This is a genomic window from Pseudoalteromonas sp. Of7M-16, assembly GCF_022347805.1.
Taxonomy (GTDB): Bacteria; Pseudomonadota; Gammaproteobacteria; order Enterobacterales; family Alteromonadaceae; genus Pseudoalteromonas; species Pseudoalteromonas luteoviolacea_F.
Genome location: NZ_JAKRFY010000031.1, coordinates 48690 through 73304, shown reverse-complemented (window position 1 = coordinate 73304; position 24615 = coordinate 48690). Strand labels below are relative to the sequence as shown.

Below are 24615 nucleotides of genomic sequence, written 5' to 3'. Positions count from 1 at the left end.
TAATTGGTGCCGGCGGTGTTAAACGGATCGCTTGGTTCCAGTGATTCACATTGCTTGGCTGTCTTGCAAAGTAGGCCTGTTGAATGGGTAACAGAGGTGCTGCACCACTGACTACTTGCGGGATTTTATCTTCGTCACTGAGTTCACTTAGCTCGATGGCCAATTGCGCTATCGTCGGTGCCTCAAAGACTTGCTTGGCACTCAAAGCAAAACCATGCTGGCGCATCGCAGCAACGATTTGTAGGCTGAGAATGGAATCACCGCCCAGTGCAAAGAAGTTGTCATCACGACCAATGGGGCTGTGTCCAAGCACCTGCTGCCAAGTTTGACACAACAATTCCTCGCGCTCACCTTGTGGTGCCTGATAGGCTGTTTGTGTTTGCAGTGTCGGCTCAGGCAACGCTTTTCGGTCAACCTTACCATTGCTGCTCAGTGGTAGAGACTCCATGACCATAATGCTACTTGGCACCATGTAATCTGGGAGTGCGTCACTCAAGCCTTGTTGTAATTGGCTGTCATCCAGTGACTCACCACTGACATAGGCTGCCAAACGGGCACCACCATTTGGACCCTCGATAGCAACCACAACCGCTTCTTTAACACCAGGCTGTGCAAACAGCTGGGTTTCTATTTCCCCCAGCTCAATACGCAGACCACGGATCTTAACCTGATGATCGGTTCGCCCTAGATATTCAAGCTCGCCCTGCTCACTCCAACGCACTAAGTCACCACTGCGATACAAACGACTGCCATCTGTCGCAAATGGATTGGCAACAAAGCGCTCAGCGCTGAGATCTGGACGGTTTGCATAGCCTCGTGCCAAACCGATACCGCCTATATACAATTCACCAACAGCACCGATCGGGCTTAAGTTTAGTTGCTGGTCAAGCACCCAAAGTTCACACCCTGCGATCGGCTTGCCAATCGGTACAGCTTTATCGGCACGGCCGTCACATTCGTAATAACTGACATCGATAGCAGCTTCAGTCGGACCATATAAATTGTGAATTTCAAGGTCAGGCAATAGCTTTAATGCATCTGCCTGCAGTGCTGCGGGCAATGCTTCACCACTACAAATAATGTGGCGAATGCTGTCGCAGTGTGAGGCCTTTGGTTCGCTGATAAAGGCCTGTAACATTGAGGGAACAAAGTGCAACAGAGTCACTTGCTGAGCTTGGATAAGCAATGCCAATTCGCGGGGTTCTTTATGTATTTCAGGCTCCGCTACGACGAGGGTGGCGCCGCGCATTAATGGCCAGAAAAACTCCCACACAGACACATCAAATCCATAAGGTGTTTTTTGTAATACGCGATCTTCCCTGCCGATTGGATAAGCTTGATCTTGCCAGCTGATACGGTTGTATAGAGCGTGATGATTGTTGATCACGCCTTTTGGTTTACCAGTCGAGCCAGAAGTATAAATAACGTAAGCGGCTTGTTCAGGTAAAATGGTCACACTCGGGTATGCCCCCTCTTGAGATGTCAACGTTTTTGCAAGTTCAGACCAATTAAAATAGGGTACATTAAACTGCGCACCGTCCCGATTTCCCAGTACCAGTTTAAAGGTGCTATTTTGGGCAATATAGTCAACGCGGTCGGCAGGTAAATTAGGATCTAGGGGCACATAAGCTGCGCCACTTTTCATCACCCCAATCAAGGCGATGACCATTTCGAAACTACGGTCAAAGTACACCCCAATTTGATCTTCCCGACCAACACCTTGAGCAATTAACCAGTTTGCCAACTGATTGGTATATTGTTCAAATTTGGCGTAACTAAGATGTTCGCCAGCGAAGATCAAAGCACTGTGCTGAGGCGTTTTTTGCGCTTGCTCGCTAATGATGTCAGGGATTGAGTGCTGCCAAGGAAAAGCCGAAGCACCTTCGGAAAAAGACTCTAAACATTGCTGTCTATGTTGTGGATACCAGTCTAAGTATTGCAGTGGAGCGCTCGGGTGGTTTGATACCGCCAAGAGCAAGGCTGCAAGTTCATCCAAACAATGCTTAGCAAACGCTTCGCTGTATAAGGTGTTGGCGTAATACAGGTGCAAGGTGGTTGCGCCTGTCACTTCCTCGATCACATCCAATTGCAAGTCAAACGGCATCGAAAAACGCAGCGCTTGGGTATCTTTGAGCGAGACCCCTTGCAGTGCATCCATAGCACCTTTATCACGCTTTAAGTAGTTGAACATGACCTGAAATAATGGGTGACTGCCGGTACTACGCGGCGGCTTGATAGCATCCAACAAATGTTCAAATGGCAAATCCTGATTTGCTTGTGCAAATTGTGAAAATGACTTGGCTTTTTCCAGTAACGTTGCAAAGTTATCTTGCGGATCAACTTCCAATCTCACCACTTGAGTATTGATAAAAAAACCAATTAATCCATGTGTTTGTGCATGGTGACGGTTGGCAATTGGCACCCCAACTTTAACATCACTTTGGTCACTATAGCGGTGCAACAAGTATTGAAATGCACTGAGCAAGACCAAATAAGGCGTCACTTGGTGTTGTTTGGTGAGCGCTTGCACTTGCTGCCAAAGCGCCGTTGGCAACGCTAGAGACTGTGTCGTGATCGGATAGTTGCCACCTTGTCTTGCGAGACTATTTGCGGGCAACCTTAAAGGTTCAAAGTCATCGCCAAGCGCCGCTTGCCAACCAGCTAGCTGCTTTTCCAGCAGTTCAGTTTGATCCTGCTTGGCGAGCCATAAGGCATAATCTAAATAATCGGCTTTGGATTCAACCTCAGGTAAACTTTGGTGGTTTTGCAACAAAGCATAGGCTTGAATAAATTCATTAAACAGCTGCTGCATTGATGTACCATCAGTCACAATATGATGCATAACAACGAGTAAGGTACACTCCCCTTGTGACTCTAATAGTGCAACTCGCAGTAGTGGCTCAGCAGTCAAATCAAAAGGTTGATCGGCAATTTCGAATGCTTGCTGTGCACTATCCGATTGGCTAGGTACATCAACAAAGGTAAACGCGCTCTCGCTTTGTAGCTGCTGTACTGTGGCGTCGTGCTCAACACTAAATCGGCTATTCAAGATACCGTGTTTTGCAACCAAGTGGGTAAATCCAGCTTGTACCCAAGCTTTATTTAATTGCCCTTGGAAAGTCAGTGTACCAGCTAAGTTGTACACGCTGTCTTCTGGGTCTAACTGCCACGCAGTCCACAATCTCTGTTGAGCCGGCGTTAACGGGACCTTTGCAGCTCTGTCTTGGCGGATCTCTAACTGGTTTTGTTGTGCTCTGGCCTGACTGTCTGCCAACTTGGCTTTTAATTTTAGTTGCTGCTCTTCAGTTAATGCGCCACCGCGCTCGCGTCTTCTTCTGCGCTTTTGCTCGCTCATGCTGATCCCACCTGACTATCTATTATTGTGCACTGCTAATTTGAATTTTTCGCTCAAAGTTGAGCGGCTCACTGCGCTCTAACTCAACCGTATTGCAATATGTTTTGGCCAAATACCTACTCGCATTCACAACCACATGCAGCGGCAAAAAACAGACAAGCTGTCTTTTTAGGCTGATGAGTTTGAATTTATGGCTGTGGTAGTTACATCGAATTTTGCTTTGATGTGTTGGTAAAATAGCTCTTGATGCCAGCTAGACGTTGGGAAAGGAAAAAAATAAAGCAGGAGGCCAAAAAGGCCTCCAAAAAAGTGTCCTATGTGCTGCGAATACTCGCTTACTCTTGGAGCAACTGCTCTTCGATCAGGAAGGTGAGATTGTCTAAATTGGGATCTTCAAAAAAGGTGGCCGGCTCGATTTCTACCGCAAACTGCTGTTTGACCTTCGCCAACATTTGAATGGCGATAAGAGAATCGCCTCCTAACTCAAATAAGTTGTCAAAAATACCGATTTCATCAAACCCTAAAAACTCCCCCCATATCGCGGCTAGTTGCAACTCTAACTCGCTTTCTGGTGCTTCAAACTCCGTATCTAAGTCAGGGCGTTTGTGGCCTTTCGGTACTGAGGTGGTTGCTTGCATTAACTTTTCCGTTAGTTCTGCAACTTTATCTGCACGCGCTTGCCACGATAAACTTGCCGCATACAATTGCGACGCTTGCGATTGCGCAATACCCGCTAGTAAAATTTGCGCTGCAGCCTCATTAATACCAAAGTCTTCACCGACACTGTGTCCTGCTGCCATACCAATATTTGCCCACGCATCCCAGTTAATCGACTGCACTAAGAAAGGATGTGACTGCATCGCGACCGCATCGAGGTAACTATTGGCTGCACAATAGTCACTTTGACCCATAGCGCCAAGTACTGACGCCAGTGATGAACACAAAATCATGCGTTCAAGAGTGTGCGCTTTAAACGCGGCTAACAAATTATCAGTACCGCGAGTTTTCGCAGCCATACTTTGTGCAGCCTGCTCTGCGGTTACTTGAGCAAGCATCCCACCTCCAGGCAGTCCAGCGGCGTGGATCACTTGAGTGATACGACCAAGAGACTGCTCTGCGTGGCTAATTGCGACATTTAAACTGGCAATATCAAGTACATCCGCCGTAACGACAGCGACACGCGCACCATTGGCTTTAAGTGATTGTAAAGCACGGATCTGGTTCGCCAGTTTGTCATCGACGTCATCGCCATTCAATAGTTCAGACCAACGCTCACTTGCAGGAAATTCACCGCGAGTTTGCAAGATAACAGCGTGGCCTTGGGCCGCCAATAGGTTAGCCAATACCAGACCAACCCCGCCCAATCCACCAGTGATAAAGGTCACTGGCGTCGATACTGAGTTTACCAAAGCATCCACTTTCGGCACTACTTGCTCGGTCAGAATAAAGCGCTGGCGCCCACGGTACGCAACTTCCGTCGCGTCATTGCCCAAATCCTCAACCAGCTGCATTGCAATATTTGATTGTGTCGCATCACGCTGTGCAACCGACACCTCTCGCAACTGACAACGAATGGCAGCCTGTTCCATGCCTATCACTCGTGTGATACCCAGTGCAGTTGCCTTGTCTGCAGATACAGTTTCTTCTCCCAGCACACTGAATAACTCACTCGCAACCACAGTCCAGTGCATTGTGCCTTGGCCCAATAACCACTTAGCAAGAGGTAGAAGAAGTTGATAACCACAGTTTTGCGCGTCTAACAAACGGCAATCCACTATGCGATCGAAGCCGCCAAGTTGCTCATGCAACTCATTCAACTGACTTTGGTCTTGGCAATTTACACGGTATTGCCCCTGCTCAAGGGCACTGAATGACTCGCCTTGCCACACCACAGTCACTGCTGCACCAGAGCCAGCCAGCGCTGCACTTATCTGTGAACACAGTGGCGCGTCAGTGGCAATCATCACCACTTTTTCGCCCTCTAAGTTCGGGGCCAATGCGGCAGAATTAAGTTGTTGCTGCCAAATTGGTGCTAACAGCTCAGGCCCAGTACTGGTGCTGACAGGTACGGCAGATGCCGTATTGGTTTTTGCATCAACCCAGTACTCTGTTGTATCAAACTGGTATGCTGGAAAGGCGATTTCTGTATTGTGTGGATGTGCAGAAACTTGTGACCAGTTGACCTCGACGCCCAATTGCCACAATTTTGCCAGCGTTTTCACAAAGGGAGGCACTGGCGCTTTTAAATCTCGCGCATGAGCAATCGAATTTAAGACCGTGACATCATCATTCACTGATTGTGCAGCCAACTTTTGCAGGGTATCTCCCGGGCCAGCTTCGATCAGCACATTACATTGTGCGGCTAGGGTTTTCACGCCATCGACAAAATTCACCGCTTGGCGAATATGATCAAGCCAATACTGAGGCGATGTAGCTTGCTCTGGTGTGATCCAAGTGCCAGTGACATTTGAAACAAATGGTGTTTGTGGGGCATTTAATTGCACCTGTTTTAGCACCTCAGAAAACTCTTCCAACACAGGCTCAGTGAGGTGACTGTGGAAAGCATGGGACACATGGAGTCGCGTCACGCTGATATCAGCGGATTTTAGCTCACTTTGCAAAGCTTTTATGGCTTCTTTGCTGCCCGCTACAACCGTATTACTCGGACTATTGCAAGCTGCAATATCTAACTGAGCATTTAAATAGGGTTGCAAACTTGGCGCATCACTCATCACTGAAAGCATCGCACCGGGCGCCATTTTTTGCAGCGCTTCACCACGGGCTGTCACTAGCTTCACAGCTGTTTCCAAACTCATCACTTCGCTCAAACACGCTGCCACATACTCGCCAACACTGTGTCCCAACATAGCCTCAATATGGATGCCGTGCACTTGATAACACTTAGCCATCGCATAGGCCACGACAAATAATGCAGGTTGCGTCACACGGGTTTGCCCAAGTAACTGATTAGCTGCTAGCACCTCATCATCATTTGGGGTAAAGACACGGCGTAGCTCATCTTGTAAACCCGCATCAAATAATGCGACAACTGCGTCAAACTGAAGTTTGAATTCTGGAACATGTTTTAACAGCGGCTGGGCCATCGTGACATATTGTGAACCTTGACCTGAGAACATCAACGCTACCTGAACCGCGCTGGTTTTGTCACCGTGAATATCGCGCATCAATAACTGCTGTGCCTGCTCTGCACTGTCGGCAACCACCGCATGACGAACCGGGTGTACTGTACGATTATGCTGCAATTGTGCTGCGATCAGCGCTAAGTTATCTGAACTTTGTTGAAGTTTAATCGCTAAGGCTTGTCGCTGTGCTTCAAGGGATGATTGCGTATTACCAGAGAGCGGTAAGATATGCCATGGCGTTGTTTGATTGTAAGAAGCCGCAGGTGCATTGTATTCTTCTAAAATGACATGCGCATTGGTTCCACCCATCCCCAGTGAGCTGACCGCCGCTCGGCGTACCGAGTCACTGTGCCATGGCTGCAATTGGGTATTGACGTAAAACGGACTGTCAGCAAAGTCAATCTTGCTGTTGAGAGGCTCGCAGTGCAAACTCGGAGGTAGCGTTTTGTGACGCAGTGCTTGTACTGCTTTGATAAGCCCAGTAACCCCCGCAGCCGAATCCAAGTGGCCGATATTGGCTTTGATTGAACCGATTGCGATTTGCTGCTTGTCACACTGGCCATAAGCGCGGCTCAATGCGGCAATTTCGATGGGGTCGCCTAAGGTTGTACCTGTGCCATGGGTTTCAATATAGCCAACCGAGCTTGGCTCAATATCAGCAAATTCGAGCGCCGCTTCAATGGCGCCAGCTTGGCCTGTCACACTTGGTGCGGTATAGCCTACTTTTTCTTTACCGTCATTGTTAATAGCTGATCCTTTGATCACCGCAAGTATATTGTCACCTTGCTCAATCGCATCTTCAACGCGCTTAAGTACAACGGCCGCGCTGCCACTACCAATTAGGATCCCATCGGCGTGTTCACCAAATGCGCTCAGCTGCCCAGATGGTGATAAGCTGCCACCCGCAGGGGCATGATAGCCTTGTTGATGATTTAAATTGAGCCAAACACCACCTGCAAGTGCCGAATCACACTCATAGTTTTGCAGTGAGCGACATGCCATATGTACCGCGACTAAAGACGTTGAACACGCGGTTTGCACTGTAACAGCCGGGCCCGTTAGGTCCAGTTCGTAACTCACTCGAGTTGCCAAAGAGTCTTTATCATTGCCATTGGTCAGCGCTAACAAGCTGGTGATGTCTTGTTGGCTATCCCCGAGTAAGTTCTGTAACAAGTACGCAGGGACACCACAACCGGCAAACACACCAGTGAAGTTACTGCTCCCAGTAGTAATACCCGCATGCTCCAACGCATGCCAACAGGTTTGCAAAAATACCCGTTGCTGTGGATCAAGCTGTGCCGCTTCCTTTGGCGTATAACCAAAAAATGCGGCATCAAATTGCGCCATGCCAGAAAATGGAATACCGCGTTTTACATAATCAGGATGTGCTAGATCTTCCTCGCTTACGCCCGCCGCTCGCAGTGTCTCGTCGTCTAAATCTTGCACTGCACAGTGCCCGTCACGCACATTTTCCCACAGCGCATCGACGTTTTGTGCATCTGGGAAGCTGCCTGCCATACCGACGATGGCAATATCTAGTTCACTATAATTACTTTCTGACATTGTTATGATTCTCTTGCTTTTCTTTTACGCGCTGCAATCGCGCCCATGCCGCGTTTTTGTTTCGCGCCAGTTGGTTTATTCGTTGTAACTGGGGCTGATTTTGATTGTGCACCACCGAGTAACACGGCCAAACTGGCTATGCTCGGATGGGCAAACAGCTCCGTCATTTGTAAGTTAGGGTATTGAAGCTTCAACTCTTCATACACGGCCATCAACAGCAGCGAGTGACCGCCAACATCAAAGAAGTTGGCATGCCTGTCGATATCTTCAGTTTTAAGGTGCTTTTGCCAAATATCCGCGATGAGCTGCTCGGTTCCATTCTGGGCAAGCTCGACCTGCTGTGCGGCTCGCGCTACTTTTGGTAACTGCTGACGTTCCAGTTTGCCACTGGCGTTAACTGGAAGTTTTTCTAACACTATGATGTCGCCCGGCACCATGTAGGTTGGCAAGCGCTCACTTAATGCTCGTTTTAGCTTGTCAGCGAATGTGTCATCTGCGAATTTGGCGCTTTGAATATAAGCTATCAATCCTAGGCCATGGGCTTGCTGTTCAGTGACTACGACTGCCATTTCCACCTCAGGCAACTGGCTTAGGTGCTGTTCAATTTCGCCCAGCTCTACTCTAAAGCCACGTACTTTCACCTGATGGTCATTACGACCGTGATACATCAAGTCATTGCCTTGCCAACTGACTAAATCACCTGTGGCATACATACGTGCGCCCTCATCACAGAAAGGATCTGCAATAAAGCGCGTAGCCGTCATCTCTGGCTGCGCCCAATAACCGCGCGCTAAAATATCGCCGCCAACATACAACTGACCTACTTGCCCATTGGAAACAACTTCGAGGTTGTCATCCAATACGTAAAGTTTACGCCCCGCCAAAGCATGGCCTAGCGGCACTGATTGACCCTCACGCGCAGTAAAGTCTTGGCAGGGGTGGATCGCTGCCTCTACCACGATTTCTGTCGGCCCATAAGTGTTTAATAACCGCACATGAGACAAGCCGGTGTTTTGCCAATCTTGGATCCCCGCAACAGACATGGCTTCACCCCCAGAGTGAACTTGACGTAGTTTTGGCAAGTCCAACGCGGCCTGCTGTGCTTTGCGTGCCCAACTCGCGCTGATGCTACGCCAATAAGCAGCACTTAAATCCATCACAGCGACATCGTGTTTTTGTGCTTGTTGGTACAGGGTATCGGCATCCCAAAGCGCATCTCCACGCAGCAATACCGCACCGCCCACAGCCCAAGTTGGGAATAACTGTTCGACAAATGCATCAAAGTTTGCCGTGGCAAATTGCAATACCACATCATTCGCTTGCAAGTTAATAAAGCGCTTAGCTGACTCGATATAGTGCGCAAGTGCACCCAGTTCGATAGCCACACCTTTCGCCTTACCTGTTGAGCCCGAGGTATAATTTAAATAAGCGGTTTGATTTGCATGATGCTCAACCTCAGGGAGTGATATGTGTTGGTGCTGCTCACTCAAGAGAGTTTGCGGTGATAACAATGCGCCTTCAAAAGCAACCGCCAATTGAACTTCGTCACTGATAATAGCTTGGCAGCCACTGTCATTGAGCATGTGCTGTAATTTATCTGCTGGGAATTGTTTATCCAGTGGCAAATACGCGGCACCCGCTTTCAAGCAGGCTAAGGTGCTCGCCAGCATCAATGGCTTACGGCTTTGCATTACCCCAACCACGGACTCAATGCCTAACCCTTTTTCAATTAAGCCATGAGCCAGACGATTTGACGTATGCTCCAACCATTCAAAGCTGTAGTGTTGGTCATTAAATATCACTGCGGTACGCGTGGGATCTCGCTGTGCAAGATCACTGATATTTTGCAGCCAAGATGTATCCGGTAAGCTAATTTTTTCGCCTTGACCCAACTGTAAGGCAGCTGCTTGTTGAGAGTGAATGGCCAAATTGCCAATTGCGTTTTGTGGCGCAGTCACGATCTCGTTCAATAGCACAACAAATGCCGACGTCACGGCATGCATATACTCGGTGTTATACAGCGCTGCATTGTACTGAAACTCGAGTATGAGCTCACCGCTATTAAGTAGGCGTGAATCGATGCTTAGATCAAATTGCGCTTGATCTTGCAGCGCCACCACTTTTTCAACCTCAACACCGGGTAAATCCAGTGCTTGTTGCACATCTTGTTCAAGGTGATTAAACATCACTTGAAACAGTGGATTCTGCCCAAGACTGCGATCAGGGTTTATCACCTCGACCAGCTTTTCAAATGGCAAGTCCTGATTTTTTTGTGCATTGATGGCATGCACCTTGGTTGCAGACAACACCTCAATAAAACTTTGCTGCGCCGACAGCTCGTTGCGCTGCACTAAGGTATTGATGAAAAAGCCCATCAAGGAGTGCAATTCTGAACAGCGACGGTTGGCAACCGGTACACCGATACGCGGCTTGCGCTTACCCGTATAGCGGTAGAAAAATACCTGTAAATTACTGAGCAACAACATGAACAAGCTCGCGCCGTGACTATGAGCAAGCGCCTGTAACTTTTCAACTTCTTGATATGACAGCTGCACCGTTTGGCTTTGCATTGGCGCAGGTCCATTCGCTTGCCTTGGGTGCTGAGGAACAAGCAACTCTTCATCGTCGTTACTTTGTAATTGCGCTTGCCAATAGGCCAATTGCTTTTGCGCGTCAGCGCTTGTTAGCCACTGCTGCTGCCAAGCAGAGAAATCACCATAATTCACTTGAGAAGATGCTGTTGTCAGTGCTTTACCTTCACACAGCAACTGATAATTACGGCTGATATCAGCCAATACCAAGTCAAAACTCCACGCATCACTGGCAATATGGTGCATAACTAACACCAGCTGATAGCGGTTTTCTGGTTGCTTGACCAGTGCCGCTCTGAAGTTTTCACCACGTTCAAGTGCAAATGGCTGCTGGTAAAAAGCTTGGCGCCATACACTGGTTTGTGCTGAGTCGTGCTGTTGACTGTGATCAACGCACTGCCAATTAAGCGTTTGCTGCGTTAATTGCTGCTGCCATTGGCCTTGCTCATCCTTTCCATATGCGTGGCGCAATACACCTTGTTGCGCTAAAACATGAGCAACTGCTGCTTGTAAGTGCGCCTCGTTTACGTCTCCATGTAATGTTAAGCTCGCGCCAATATGATAGGCACTGCTCAGCGGTTCTAGCTGCCATAGGAATAATTGTCTTTGCTGCTGAGCACTCAGTGGATAGGTGCTTTGTGCCAGCGCAGGGATAACATGTTGCTGCTCACCCGTGGCGATGCTGTCACGCACCAATTGGCAAAAATCACCAAATTTATGCGCTGCGAAAACGGCGGTTGGATCTATTTGGCAATGATACGCTTCCTGCACTTTTGCCAACAATAAAGCCGCTTTTATTGAACTGCCCCCGAGGGCAAAAAAGTCTATCTCATTGTGATTAACTGGGTAGCGCAACACATTTTGCCACATGTCTGCTAAGCCGCGCGCTAGGTCATCCCATTGGTGTTGATCATCCCCACCGTGGCAAGTTGATAACTGCTGCAAGTCTACAAGCGTAAAGGCGCCATAAGTTGCCAATTTATCCTCGTTCAACAACTTCATACATGCACTGCGCTGCAACTTGCCACTTGAGGTTTTTGGCAACCCTCCTTGGTCAAGTAGCAATACCAGCTCAGGGCAGTTTCCAAATTGCTCAATGATAAAGTCTCTGACAATCAGCGCTGTTTGTTCTGCTGGCACCTCATTGCGATACACGTTGGCCGTTTCAATCGCAATGCCAATACCCTCGCCACTTTGTTCACTGGGCACTGGAAAAGCCGACACACGACCTTGGCGCACAAAACTCAATGCATCTTCTATCGCACGCTCAATATCTTGTGGGTACACGTTGTGGCCATTCATGATGATCAAATCTTTTTGACGGCCTGATATATATAGCTGCCCAGCGTAAAAGTAACCCACGTCACCGGTTCTTAACCAGCGCTTACCAACATGCTCTACAAACGTTTCTTGTGTGGCCTGTTCGTTTCGCCAATAACCTAATGCGATGCTTGGGCCGCTGACCCAGATTTCACCAATTCCGCCCTCTGTAACTTCATCGTAACTTGATGGGCAAGTGATGCGCACTTGGTGCTCACTGGCCGCCACACCACAGCTCACTTGATGGCTGTAATCTTGCGTATCTCTGCTATCTTGTGCGTGTTGCAAAATGGCTTTGCCCGATGCCAATGCGCGGTTGTCGAACGCCGTGATAACCGCACCTTGAGCGGGAATACTGCCGGTGACAAATAACGTGCCTTCCGCCAAGCCATAACAAGGGTACAAAGCACTGGCCTTAAAGCCCAACGGGGCATATTTTTCAGCAAAATTGAGCAGCGTGTCGTGACGAATAGGCTCTGCACCCGAGAAAAATGCACGCAAACTACTGAGATTAAGATCAGCTACTTGCTTATCTTTAATGCGTTCGATACACAAGCGATATGAGAAATCTGGCCCACCACTGATGGTTGCCTGATACTGATCAATGAGCTGTAACCACCGTGCTGGACGCTCCATAAAATAACGCGGTGAGCAAAGTATCAACTTGTAGCCAGTATAAATGGGCTGTAATAGCCCCCCAATTAGGCCCATATCATGAAAAAGAGGCAACCAGCTTACCAATACATCCTGCTCAGTGAGTTGCATCCCCTCAGCAATGGCTTTCTCATTAGCCAATAAATTGCCATGACTGACCATCACCCCTTTGGGTTTGGCCGTGGACCCCGAGGTATACTGTAAAAATGCAATTTCGTCAGATTGCGCAGGGTGACGCTCTACCGGTTCAGATTGCTCACAAGCCTCGTCAATGACCAACATCTTGCTGCCACTGACCTGTTCCACCAACGCCTCTACAGTCGTGGTAAAACGCGCGGTTGTCAGTACCACTGCGGCTTCTGAGTCTTCGGCAATGCCTACTGTGCGCGCAATATGCTGCGCTTTGGTCGATTCAGGTGGAAAGCTGGGTATGGCGGTCACACCAAGATACTGACAAGCTAAAAAGCTCGCCACATACTCAATTCCCGTATCCATCAAGATCAGTGCTCTGTCACCCGCTTTGGCGTATTTTTGAATATGGCTCGCAACCATAAGGCTATGTGTGTATAGCTCTCCAAAGCTCCATGGTGTGTGTGCTTTTTTGTCAACACATACCAGCGCTGTTTTATCCGGCTGATGCGCGGCATGTTGCGCTAAATGATCCATGATGGTGATGGCGGTCATGATTTACTCCATGAGATATAACTAGCTGTGCGCATATCGACTAATAACCGGTAGCTGAACTGTTGTTTGATGCGCTTAAATAGTGCTTGTTTCAGAGGCAGAAACTCGCTTGGTGATGATATGAAGCGATAGTGAAAGCCAGCCTAGCCTGATATGGAATACCCCATATCATTTCATTGCCAGTTCCATTATCACTTAATAACCTGATTGCTTACGCCATAGCTTGGCGTAAACTCAAAGGACGCATATCTGTCCAATGGGTTTTGATATGCTCTAGACAAGTTGCTTTATCACCGCTTACGCCCGTGTCTTTCCAGCCACCAGGGATCGTCTTATAGCTCGGCCATAAAGAGTATTGTTCTTCGTGGTTAATGATTACTTTAAAAGTGCCGTTTTCGTTGTCAAAACTCATCACATTTTTCCAAAAATTAGACTGTCGCCACTGTGACGCGCGACAGTCTAGGATTTTTAGTCTTTTTTCACGCTAAGTGTGATTTCACTGACTTTATTTTGCTTGATCTGAGCATCTGTGTAAGGCAAATCAATTAATCCTTTGCCCGCAGCATAATGTTCACTCGCATCTGTGAAGTGCGGCGAATTCGGGTTATTGCTCTGTGAATAAGTCAACAAGCCACGTGCCTGTGGTCCATGCTCGTCGAAACCGACTACCATCATCCAACTAGAACCATAATTGATAGGATAACCATCGGTACTTAAGCCCGTACTAATTGTCCAATTTTCATTGAGCACTTCTTTCATTGGCGCAGCATACTGTGGTGCGAACGAGGTTAAATCCATGGCATTGGTCGTGGAGTATATATTGAAGCCACCACTGTTATGTGGTGAACCCGGCCAAGGGATACGACGATCTCCTTTTTGTAAAAACTGTAGTTCACCAAGTGGCGCATCGATCGCAAAGCCCGCGTTTTCAAGTTGTTTACTCGCGGCAAGAAGCTTAACCAATGTTGATTTTTCCGCTTTAACAATACTCGGAGTCACCGCAGGGAAGGCAGGATTAAATTGGATCAATAGATCTTCATCTTCCAATAAATTAAAGAACTCTTTTGCCAGTGGCGCTGACACAGAGTCTGCATTAAATTTACCATCCCATTTTGCAAATGCCTTACAAGCGGGATCAACAGGCATGCTCAATGTTTCTGTCACGGCAATCGTTTGTCCAGCGTACAAAGCACAGGTTGCCATCACAGTTGGCTTATACAGTTCGAATGACGCACTGGTACCCGTCACAATGCTTTCTAGCTCGTGGCGGTCAAACTTACCATCAGCACCTCGTGCAAAGCGCATCAAGTTTAAATTGTAGCGAGTACGGCGAGTTTGCTTGTAATCAACATGACCGTACAGTGGTGAATAACCTCTGAGCTTTTCTTTGAGGTTGGTCAGCCAGTATGAGTTATTGGCGTTGAGTACATAGTCGTTACGACGCAATTTCGGCGCACGCTCGTACGGTACTTCTTGCTGATACACCAATGCGCTGCTGGTTCCCGGTAGAACAGCCATACGGGTTTTCTTGTACACTTCAGAAATCACAGGGTGTGAACGTAATAGCTCTTCACCGGCCGCAGGTAAGTCAGGTACATTGGAGTCATCAATATAGAATACTTCGCCGTGTTTATCTGCCACGAGTGTGTTGTTAAATGCCAAACCATCGAGTGTTTTAAAGGTATCGATAAACTCATCTAAGTTAGACGCGCGGTTCATTGCCAACCAGTGATCTATGCCCTCTAAGTTATTGAGGTTCGTGTCGCGTACCACGTAGGCATTTTTGCTATCCCATTTGAAGTTTCTCTGATCTTCGACAACATAACCAATTGGCGTGGTGAAGTAGTCCTTCTTCATGGTCAGCACGCCCATCGGCGTTAACACTTCGACATTGACCTGATGCTTTTCAATATCGACCCACTGACCATCAAACTTATATTGCAGTGGGTTTGTAGGATTTAATTCTAACTGGTAGATGACTTCATGTCGGGCCGAAGAGTAAGTATGTGTCCAAGCCACATCTTGGTTAAAGCCAATATTGACGATCCCAGGTACGCCAATTACTGACGCTCCCATGGTGCTAAAATCTCCCTCAACACTGGCATGGTTCGCCCAAAATCGTAAATTACCATTAAATGGGAAGTGTGGGTTTGCCAACAGCAGGCCGCGACCATTCTCAGTTACTTCATGGCCCATTGCCCAGCCATTTGACCCTTGTGTCAATTGCTTTGGTTGGTAGTTGGTGTTGCTTGCCATTAACCAAGGCTGTGGCTGCTTGCTCTCCTGCTTGGCGATGGTCGGCAACCATTCATTACCAGTCCCCGGGTTCGCCTGTAAGATTTGCACTAGCAAACGGCCAATGCTGTTTTGTACCGCTGAGGCCAGTACGGATGCAACCACATCAACACCACTGATAGGCTTTACCCAAGCTTGGCCGCTACAAGCTGGGGCCAATGCAGCTTTACCTACGCTCACATCTTGCAAATACTGGTTATACCCCGCGGCAAAACCATCTGCCAACGCTCGAGTATCTGCCGATAGGTTGGCATACTCCCGCGCCACTCGACCATGTAAGTCAATAATTTTATAGCCTAAATCTAAGCTTACAAAAAAGTTGTCCTGACCATTTTTATGAGGCCCAAGGTACTTGGCGCGCTCCCCTTTTACACGTACATAACCATCCGCCAAAATACATGCATGGTCTTGCGCCTGTGCGTATGCATTACCATAGCCCAAACCAAATAGTGACTTAGCTTGAATATGTGGCACACCATGTTGGGTGCGTGTAATTTTAACATCCTCGCTCAAGCTCATCGTTAAAGTGCTTTCGTGAGCTGAGATATGACCACCTGCTAGGGCAAAACCCGCCACAACAGGGATTAATGTAGATTTTAACTTCATAACTTTCCTTAAGTTCTTAATCACGGTTAAAAATTTAAAGCCGCGCACCCAAGACGAATTAAACCGCAAAAAACCAAAGAAAATAACAAACCCAATTATTGCATTTTTGATAACAAAGGTTGCAAGAACCCACTCTTCTTTGCGCTGTAGTTAATTTGCCTTTAATTAGTAAAACCACACAAAACACTTGACTGCTAATAGAAGATCAAAATAACATAATAGTGATAATTATTCGCATTATCTATTACGGATAAACTTTTAGTACAAATAGGAGTAAATACTGTGCAGCTGTGCAACAAGTGGTCTAAAGTGATTGCTGAGAATGAAGCGAAATTATTGGCTTATTTGAACAATATCCTACGCTGCCCATATCTGGCTGAGGACGCTTTACAGGATACTTTTCTACGCTTATCAGGTATGTCAAAGTGTCAAGATTGCCAAGTGAAAAACACGAAAAGCTACTGCTATCAGGTTGCTAGAAATATCGCGATTGATATGATCCGTAAACAAAATCGCGAATCCCTTGTCGATTTAGAGTCTATTCAAACAGAGCAGTTTGACGACGAGAGTTCGAATATAGAAGAAAAATACATCGATGCACAGCTGTCAGATAAAGTGAATAACACCATTGGTAAGCTGTCTAAACGCCACCAAAATGTTGTCAGCTTTTACCGCGATGGCCGCTTAAAACAAAAAGAGATCGCCAAGATGTACCACATCTCTCCAACCTTGGTGAACTTTATGATCAAAGAAGCAATTCAATCTTGTCAAAATGAACTAAAAGCAGGGGCAGTGACGCACTAATCTGCCAAACCTAACACCGCTTTGACGTTGAGCTTGGCGGCGATAAAGTCGCCATGCGCAACATACATAAGCCCTGCTAACTTGCGCACGGTATAATCTTCTTGTGGATCTAACTTACCGTCAGCAAAGGCAACCATCCAAAGTAACTCAATGACTTCAATGCGCTCCTCTTCATCGGTGTTGTCATTAACGACTTTGACAAATCGATGCAGATCTATCGCGTCATCAACCAATCGTTGAGCTTCAGTACGAATAAGTTCACTGCTTTGCTCTGATAATTCACAGTGTTGTCGCAATAATTTTGCAATCATTGTGAGCTCATCTGGCGCAATGTCGTTATCCGCTCTCATTACCTCAACCATCAGTGCGCCCAGTGCCGTGGCGAAGTCCAGCGGTGCTTGTGCCTGTGATTGTGTGTCTAAACTTGCCAAAAATAATCGTATACGTTCTAACAATTGTCGCCCCTTTTGATACAATTAGGAGATTAATACCCGATAATTGGTTTCATGTAGTTATGCCGTTTCTAACCTCAATAGTGAGAAAAAAAGCAGTGAGAATGCTGTCAATTGCCTCATTGGGCCTGCTCAGTGCATGTAGCTTCACACCGAATAAAATAGGCGTCACAGAAAAATACTATGACTTTGATCATAAAGTACATTACGAACAAATAAAGTATAGCGATGACCATTATTATTTACAGATAAAAGCAGATTCTTACGCCCATTTTTTGCAACAAAGTGTGTTTTTATTACGCCATAGCCAATCTCTCTGCCAAGGTGTGAAACCGCAAATATTATTGCATGGAGGCGTACAAAGCTTTGATCGTCTACCAACTTTTCCTCGCCCTTATCAGCCTGATCTCCGCGTAGAAGTAAAGTGTGTAAAAGAACAGCAATAAAGTGCAACTTGCCAGTATAAATACACTTTATACTGGCATAGTGTGGAGCTTAATCTTGGTAACCCCAAGGCGCTTTTGGCGCTTTAACTGGCTTAGTTAGATCAAAATCCACTCTAAATTCACGACCCTCACGTACTAAACGGTATGTGAACTTATCTTCATAGATAAACATTTGCCACGTATTACCAGCGGACTGTGGTATCTGATGAGCTATAAAAAGCTCTTTAGAGTACTGATCTGCTGGGAATGATTGCACATTATTAAATCCAGCGTCTATCGTGTGACCACCGTACATTGTCGACTTGTCATCACTGCCATCTTTGTGACGATGGTCGTGTTTCAAGCTTAAACCACTTCCCGTTTTCGTAATGATCCAAGTACGTGATGCATCTTTACCCACATGAAATGGCACTTGTAATTCGCGCTCATTGCAACGGCGCACATGCATAACCAAACGCGCTTCACTAAATGCACTTGGGCCTTGGTTATCTAGCGTGACTTTACCTTCGTATGCTTTTCCACAATGTGCTTTGATCTTGTCAAAAAAAGCATCGTGAGTTGGGATAGACACTAAAGGCGCAGGGCGTGCGACAGCTGCACTGCTCGCAAACATTGTTGCGGCAACCAGTAAAGAAGCAGAAAACTTGTTCATTATTGTGTTCCTGAATATGAAAAGCCAAAGGCTAGAATGCCTTTGGCTTAATGGCAAAAAAATGCGACGGTTGGCGTCGTGTGCAGAAAGTTTATTGCCAGGGTCGATTGGCGATAAGTTGTTGCTCAAACGCATCAATATGATGATTAAGCTGCTCAGTTTCTCCAATAAAATCTAACCCACTCAATAATCTCGCTTTGATATCTGAACGTACATCGAACGAGATATCTGCAAAATAATCGCTGCGAATAACTTGCTGTGCTAAGTCAATTTCAATATTCACTTGTGGCTGGCGCTCGCACACTGCAAATAAGCTATCGAGTATGTCGGCGCTAAGTGCAATACACAACATCTGGTTATTGCCGCAGTTATTGAAAAAGATATCGGCAAAGCTCTCTGCTAAGATCACGCTAAAGCCATATTGCTTCAAAGCCCACGGCGCATGTTCTCGAGATGAACCACAACCAAAATTATCACGAGTTAGTAAGACGGTTGCACCTTGATACTGTGCGTAGTTCAAGACAAAGCTCGGATCAGGTGCACCACTGTCTAGGTATCGCCAGTCATAGAACAGCGCTTTATCAAAACCATCTCGACTAGTCGACGTTAAAAACTGCTTTGGAATGATTTGATCTGTATCCACATTGTTTTTATCTAGTGGTGCCATTAATCCGCTGTGGTATACACTCATGCCTGCGCTCCTCGGATATCAGTAAATCGACCTGCGATCGCGGCCGCTGCGGCCATCGCTGGACTAACTAAATGGGTGCGCCCACCGCGACCTTGGCGCCCTTCGAAATTGCGGTTTGATGTGGATGCACAACGCTTGCCTGCCCCTAATCTGTCATCGTTCATGGCCAAACACATTGAACAACCAGGTTCGCGCCATTCAAATCCTGCGGCGACAAAAATGTCCGCAAGACCCTCTTGTTCCGCCTGCTGCTTTACTAATCCAGACCCTGGCACGATAAGCGCTTCAACGCCTTGCGCTACTTTTTTACCCTCGACTATTTTTGCCGCTGCGCGTAAATCTTCGATCCGGCTATTCGTACAAGAACCGATAAACACCGTATCGACCTTGGCATCAGACAAACGCTGCCCCGCTTCAAGTCCCATATATTTCAATGCAGAACGCATTGAATCAGCTTTGATTAGGTCCTGTTCTTCATCTGGGTTCGGGATCGGCTCATCAATACCAATCACTTGCTCTGGGCTGGTTCCCCAAGTCACCTGTGGCTGAATGTCTTCAGCGGCCATTTCTACGACACGGTCAAACGAAGCGCCATCATCCGAGTGCAGTGTTTTCCAATAGTCGACCGCCTGCTCGAAATCTTCCCCTTTGGGCGCAAACGGCCTGCCTTTCAGATAGGCATAGGTAATTTCATCCGGCGCAATCAAACCTGCTTTGGCACCCATTTCGATACTCATGTTACACAGCGTCATGCGTGATTCCATCGACAACGCTTCAATGGCAGTGCCACAAAACTCCGCAACATAGCCTGTACCACCAGCGGTACCAAGCTCGCCAATCACTGCCATAATCAAGTCTTTCGCAGTAACCGTTGGACGTAGTTGGCCATTAATTTGAATCTTAAGAGACTTAGCTTTTTTCTGTTGCAACGTCTGAGTCGCCAACACATGTTCCACTTCAGAGGTACCGATGCCATGGGCTAATGCCCCAAAAGCGCCATGGGTAGAGGTGTGACTATCGCCGCACACTATCGTTGTACCGGGTAAAGTGATCCCTTGCTCCGGGCCCATTACATGAACGATGCCTTGATTGATAGAATCAAGATCATAAAGTTGAACACCAAACTCAGCACAGTTATTTGCCAGTGCCTGAAGCTGATTTTTACTCACTTCGCTGGCCGCATCTATAGAGCGGCTTTTGGTAGATACGTTGTGATCCATGGTTGCAAAGGTTTTTTCTGGACAACGCACTTGACGGTTTTTCTCTCGCAATCCAGCAAACGCCTGCGGTGATGTGACCTCATGCACCAGGTGTCTGTCGATATATAGTAAGTCTGTTTGTTCATTAATTTTGGCAACCACGTGCGATTGCCAAATTTTATCGTATAAAGTCTGTGCCACTTGCTACATCCTTCCTTTAAACACGAACTATTAAATGCGATCTACGATCGCCTGAGCCACATCTAACGTGGTATAAGCTGCTTGCGGGTATATATCTGGTGTCCCAATCCCCTGTGCAACGGCTTCAGCCACCGCTTTTTCGATGCGTCGAGCGGCTTCATCCTCACCTAGGGAATAGCGTAACATCAGTGCTGCGCTGAGGATTTGTGCAATAGGGTTAGCAATACCTTTACCGGCAATATCCGGGGCAGAACCACCAGCGGGCTCATATAATCCAAACCCTGACTGGTTGAGGCTTGCTGAAGGTAAAAGGCCCATAGAACCTGTGATCATGGCACACTCATCAGACAAAATATCACCAAATAAGTTGTCGCAAAGCAGCACATCAAATTGACTTGGCTGTTTCACTAATTGCATCGCTGCGTTATCAATATAAATGTGCTCCAGTGTTACATCTGGATAGTCTCGGCTGACCTCAATTACCACCTCACGCCAAAGTACACTCGATGCCAATACATTTGACTTGTCAACCGATGTGACGTGATTGTTACGCAGACGCGCCGCATCAAATGCAAAGCGGGCGATCCGCTCAATCTCTTTGCGACTGTATTTCTGAGTGTCGAACGCAAATTCGCTTTCACCACTGCCATCTCGACCTTTTTCACCAAAATAGATGCCACCGGTTAGCTCGCGTACACATAAAATGTCAAAACCCTGTGCACTGATATCTGCACGTAGCGGAGAAGACGCACTTAATGCCGGCAGCAACTGGGCAGGTCTAAGGTTGCAAAATAAACCAAAGTGCTTTCTCAATGGCAATAAAGATGCACGCTCAGGCTGCTGCTCTGGTGGCAATTCTGCCCATTTTGGCCCACCAACTGAGCCGAATAAAATAGCGTCTGCCTGCTCGCATGCCGCAAGGGTATGTGCTGGCAGGGCCTGCCCAAATTCGTCGATAGCTGCACCACCTATCGCCTGATGAACCAAGTCTAAATTAAATGCAAATTCTTCACTCACGCGTTCAAGCACGCGCTGCGCAGCCGCCATCACTTCTGGACCAATGCCATCTCCTGCCAATACAGCAACTTGATAACTTTTTTGATTCATCCTGCTTTCCTTTGTTGTTTAAGATCAGACACTTTTCGTGCCCTATCAATTAAGTTGTAAACGCGGATCATTGCTCGAGCTGATGCTTCTACAACATCCGCCGCTAGGCCTGCACCGTGATACTGGCGACCGTCACATTTCGCGATAATATTTACTTGACCAAGGGAGCTTGCACCTTGGCCAGTGGCTTCCAAGTTGTACTCAATCATTTCAACTGCTTGCCCTGTGATGCGCTCTATTGCCAGAAACGCGGCCTCAACGGGACCATTACCGGTTGCCGCCTCTTGCACCAAGTCACCACCTAAGCTCATGCCCACAGTTGCGCTGGCAATTGACTGAGAGTTGGATGACGCATTGACAAACTGCAGCTGATAAAACTCATCTTGTTCCGCAATTTTATTGAAGTAGATCATGGCTTCTAGGTCGTAGTCGTAGACGGTGCCTTTTTGGTCTGCAAGCTCTAAAAAGCTGCTATACAGCTGGTCCATATCATAATCTTCAGCTTGATACCCAAGTTCCGATAAACGGTGTTCAATTACATGACGGCCAGAGCGTGACGTCATATTCAATTGATTGTTAGGCACGCCAACCATTTCAGGCGCCATAATTTCATAGGTATTTTGCGCTTTTAAAACACCGTCTTGGTGAATGCCTGAGCTATGTGCAAACGCATTTTCACCAACAATCGCTTTGTTAGGTTGTACTGGCATATTGCAAATTGTTGCCACTTGGCGAGAGGCGCGATAAATCTCTTCAGTGCGAATGTCGGTATGTACTTTTAGGTGATCTTCACGCATTTTCATAATCATGGCGACTTCTTCTAACGAACAGTTTCCAGCGCGCTCTCCAATGCCATTGATAGTGCACTCGATCTGCCTTGCCCCCGCCTGTACTGCCGCGATAGAGTTAGAAACCGCTAAACCAAGGTCGTTATGACAGTGCACACTCAATCTTGCTTTATCAATATTTGGTACTGTATTGCGTAAATGATGAATGATTGCCGCGTACTCATCGGGCGTTGTGTAACCTACAGTGTCAGGGATATTTATTGTTGTCGCCCCAGCCGAAATTGCACGCTCTACAACTTTGCACAGATCAGCGTAAGGTGTACGGCCTGCATCTTCACATGAAAATTCAACATCATCGGTGTACTGCAATGCTTGTTTTATAGAGCGTTCAGCCATTTCGATAACATCATCAAGGGACTTACGTAACTTATGCTCTAAATGCAAAGGACTGGTGGCAATAAACGTATGAATACGCCCTCGTTCAGCCCCTTTTAATGCAAGTCCACAGGCCTCTATGTCTTTTGGCATAGCACGGGCCAAACCACAAATAATAGGCCCCTTCACCTCTTGAGCAATGCGCTGTACCGCTCTGAAGTCAGCAGGACTCGACACGGGAAACCCCACCTCCATCACATCAACGTTAAGTCGACTTATGGTGTGAGCCAGCTGAATCTTATCTTCTTCGGTCAAGCTTGCCTTTAGAGCCTGCTCTCCATCTCTTAACGTTGTATCAAAAATCCAAACCTTGTCCTGCATTCCTATTTCCTCGCTCGCGCAAAATAAAAAACCCCGCTCGTTGGCGGGGTTTGCTATTTGGTTGCTCAAAACACGCAACTAAGCCCCGCCCTTACCTACAATAATCAGTAAGAGGTTAAGCAAAGTTGTCAGTAACATGATGTTTTTCATTTAGAGCAATCGTACCTGTTGATGTATTAAATATGTTTTAACATGCCTAAAAAGCTCAGATCAAGCATAAAAATTTCAACAAACCAAGTAAAACACCTAAAACAAAAAACAAAATCACCAAATAAAACCACAAACATGATTAAATAATGCAAGCAATAACCATTTGGACCTGTCCTTTACTACAAAATCACGTCACATCTGAATTAAATTTTGTACGTAAAAAAACCGCCAATTAGGGCGGTTTTTTTGTTTTTACTTACGTCTTCGACGGATTAAACACAGCAGCCAAAATAAGCTCACAATACCTAAACTCCCACCTCCACCACTGTCTCCTTCCCCATGATTTGGTGACTTGTCACTGTTGTCAGGTACTTTATTGCCATTATCTGGTGGTGTGACGCTGTTACCATCATCAGGATCTGTCCCTTTATTTCCATCATCTGGGTCAGTACCATCGCCCGGTTCTATATTGTCGCTTTCTTGAACTACCTCTAGCTCAATCTCTGTCGACTTTACAATAGTCGCGCCCCAAAGTGCATGGAGCTTCAACATATGCTTACCTGATCTCTCAAATACATATTCTAGGGCAGCTTCTTGTACGGCATCACCGAGTGATTCCTCATCTAAAAACCATTGATATTTGAGCATCTCTATAGGCTCGCTGGTTGTTAACAGTGCGGATATCTCGGTGCCTTGTTTGGCAATTATTTGCGATGGCAAGGCTATTTCCAGCGCTACTATCTTCGGCGTTACCAGATCGACAACTTGCTCGCTTTTCATCACCAAAATGCCATTTTGATAGACTTCTCTCTTGACGGTATAAATTCCGGCAGCCTTATACTGGTGTTCCGGTTCTGCAAGATTAGAGATCGTGCCATCACCAAAGTCCCAAAAGTAATCAAGCTGTGCAGCACTTAAATGGGCGGCGAACATGAACAGTAAAATGGGTAACAGCTTATTCATATCAGTTCCTTGATATATGTATGTTTAGCGGTGCAATTGATCGCAGTTGATAAGTTGAGTGTATCTTAGCTCCTACGCAAAAGTTAACAAAACATTACGAGAAAAGCACATAAGAAACTAAAATATCCTTTATAATCATTTTTTTGTCTTAACACTCCAAAAGTTAGTACGTATATAGAAAAAGACGTCCCTTCA

General features: G+C 46.8%; 14 protein-coding genes. 2 read left to right on the top strand and 12 right to left on the bottom strand.

Going from position 1 to position 24615, the window contains the following annotated elements; all coding sequences use genetic code 11:
- The 5 genes from MHN81_RS24010 to MHN81_RS23990 form a co-directional block, all read right to left on the bottom strand.
- On the bottom strand, positions 1-3355 hold a 3355-nt coding region (locus tag MHN81_RS24010), incomplete at its 3' end, for an amino acid adenylation domain-containing protein (RefSeq protein WP_239426953.1).
- A gap of 335 nt (positions 3356-3690) precedes the next feature.
- A complete protein-coding gene (locus tag MHN81_RS24005; RefSeq protein ID WP_023401255.1) occupies positions 3691-8061 on the bottom strand; it encodes a type I polyketide synthase in 4371 nt (1456 codons plus the stop codon).
- A 2-nt stretch (positions 8062-8063) separates the two neighbouring features.
- Positions 8064-13310, bottom strand: a complete 5247-nt coding sequence (locus MHN81_RS24000; protein WP_239426948.1) for a non-ribosomal peptide synthetase — start codon at positions 13308-13310, stop codon at positions 8064-8066.
- A 211-nt stretch (positions 13311-13521) separates the two neighbouring features.
- Entirely contained in the window at positions 13522-13722 is a 201-nt protein-coding gene (locus MHN81_RS23995) for an MbtH family NRPS accessory protein (RefSeq protein ID WP_023401253.1), read from the bottom strand.
- Positions 13723-13778: 56 nt separating this feature from the next.
- Positions 13779-16211 carry a penicillin acylase family protein gene (locus MHN81_RS23990; protein WP_239426947.1) on the bottom strand — a complete coding sequence of 811 codons (2433 nt, stop codon included), beginning with the start codon at positions 16209-16211 and terminating at the stop codon, positions 13779-13781.
- A 282-nt stretch (positions 16212-16493) separates the two neighbouring features.
- Between MHN81_RS23990 and MHN81_RS23985 the strand changes: the two genes are divergently transcribed.
- Positions 16494-17015, top strand: a complete 522-nt coding sequence (locus tag MHN81_RS23985) for a sigma-70 family RNA polymerase sigma factor (RefSeq protein ID WP_023401251.1) — start codon at positions 16494-16496, stop codon at positions 17013-17015.
- Here the strand turns inward: MHN81_RS23985 and MHN81_RS23980 are convergent.
- On the bottom strand, positions 17012-17470 hold the full coding sequence (locus tag MHN81_RS23980; protein ID WP_023401250.1) for a TerB family tellurite resistance protein: 459 nt from the start codon (positions 17468-17470) through the stop codon (positions 17012-17014). The genes MHN81_RS23985 and MHN81_RS23980 overlap by 4 nt on opposite strands.
- 101 nt (positions 17471-17571) lie before the next feature.
- Between MHN81_RS23980 and MHN81_RS23975 the strand changes: the two genes are divergently transcribed.
- Positions 17572-17913, top strand: a complete 342-nt coding sequence (locus MHN81_RS23975) for a hypothetical protein (RefSeq protein WP_023401249.1) — start codon at positions 17572-17574, stop codon at positions 17911-17913.
- Between the two features lie 49 nt (positions 17914-17962).
- Here the strand turns inward: MHN81_RS23975 and MHN81_RS23970 are convergent, their stop codons facing one another.
- The 6 genes from MHN81_RS23970 to MHN81_RS23945 all read right to left on the bottom strand — a co-directional run bounded on the left by MHN81_RS23970 (position 17963) and on the right by MHN81_RS23945 (position 24420).
- The gene (locus MHN81_RS23970) at positions 17963-18565 is read right to left on the bottom strand and encodes a hypothetical protein (RefSeq protein ID WP_239426946.1); all 603 of its coding nucleotides are present in this window, start codon (positions 18563-18565) and stop codon (positions 17963-17965) included.
- 91 nt (positions 18566-18656) lie between these two features.
- A complete protein-coding gene (leuD, locus tag MHN81_RS23965; RefSeq protein ID WP_023401247.1) occupies positions 18657-19256 on the bottom strand; it encodes a 3-isopropylmalate dehydratase small subunit in 600 nt (199 codons plus the stop codon).
- Positions 19253-20656, bottom strand: a complete 1404-nt coding sequence (gene leuC / locus MHN81_RS23960) for a 3-isopropylmalate dehydratase large subunit (RefSeq protein ID WP_023401246.1) — start codon at positions 20654-20656, stop codon at positions 19253-19255. Before leuC ends, leuD begins: the two co-directional genes overlap by 4 nt.
- 30 nt (positions 20657-20686) lie before the next feature.
- On the bottom strand, positions 20687-21763 hold the full coding sequence (leuB, locus tag MHN81_RS23955) for a 3-isopropylmalate dehydrogenase (protein ID WP_023401245.1): 1077 nt from the start codon (positions 21761-21763) through the stop codon (positions 20687-20689).
- A complete protein-coding gene (leuA, locus tag MHN81_RS23950) occupies positions 21760-23307 on the bottom strand; it encodes a 2-isopropylmalate synthase (protein WP_023401244.1) in 1548 nt (515 codons plus the stop codon). The genes leuB and leuA overlap by 4 nt, the downstream gene beginning before the upstream one ends.
- Before the next feature lie 402 nt (positions 23308-23709).
- On the bottom strand, positions 23710-24420 hold the full coding sequence (locus MHN81_RS23945; protein ID WP_239426945.1) for a PKD domain-containing protein: 711 nt from the start codon (positions 24418-24420) through the stop codon (positions 23710-23712).
- Between the last annotated feature and the right edge of the window lie 195 nt (positions 24421-24615).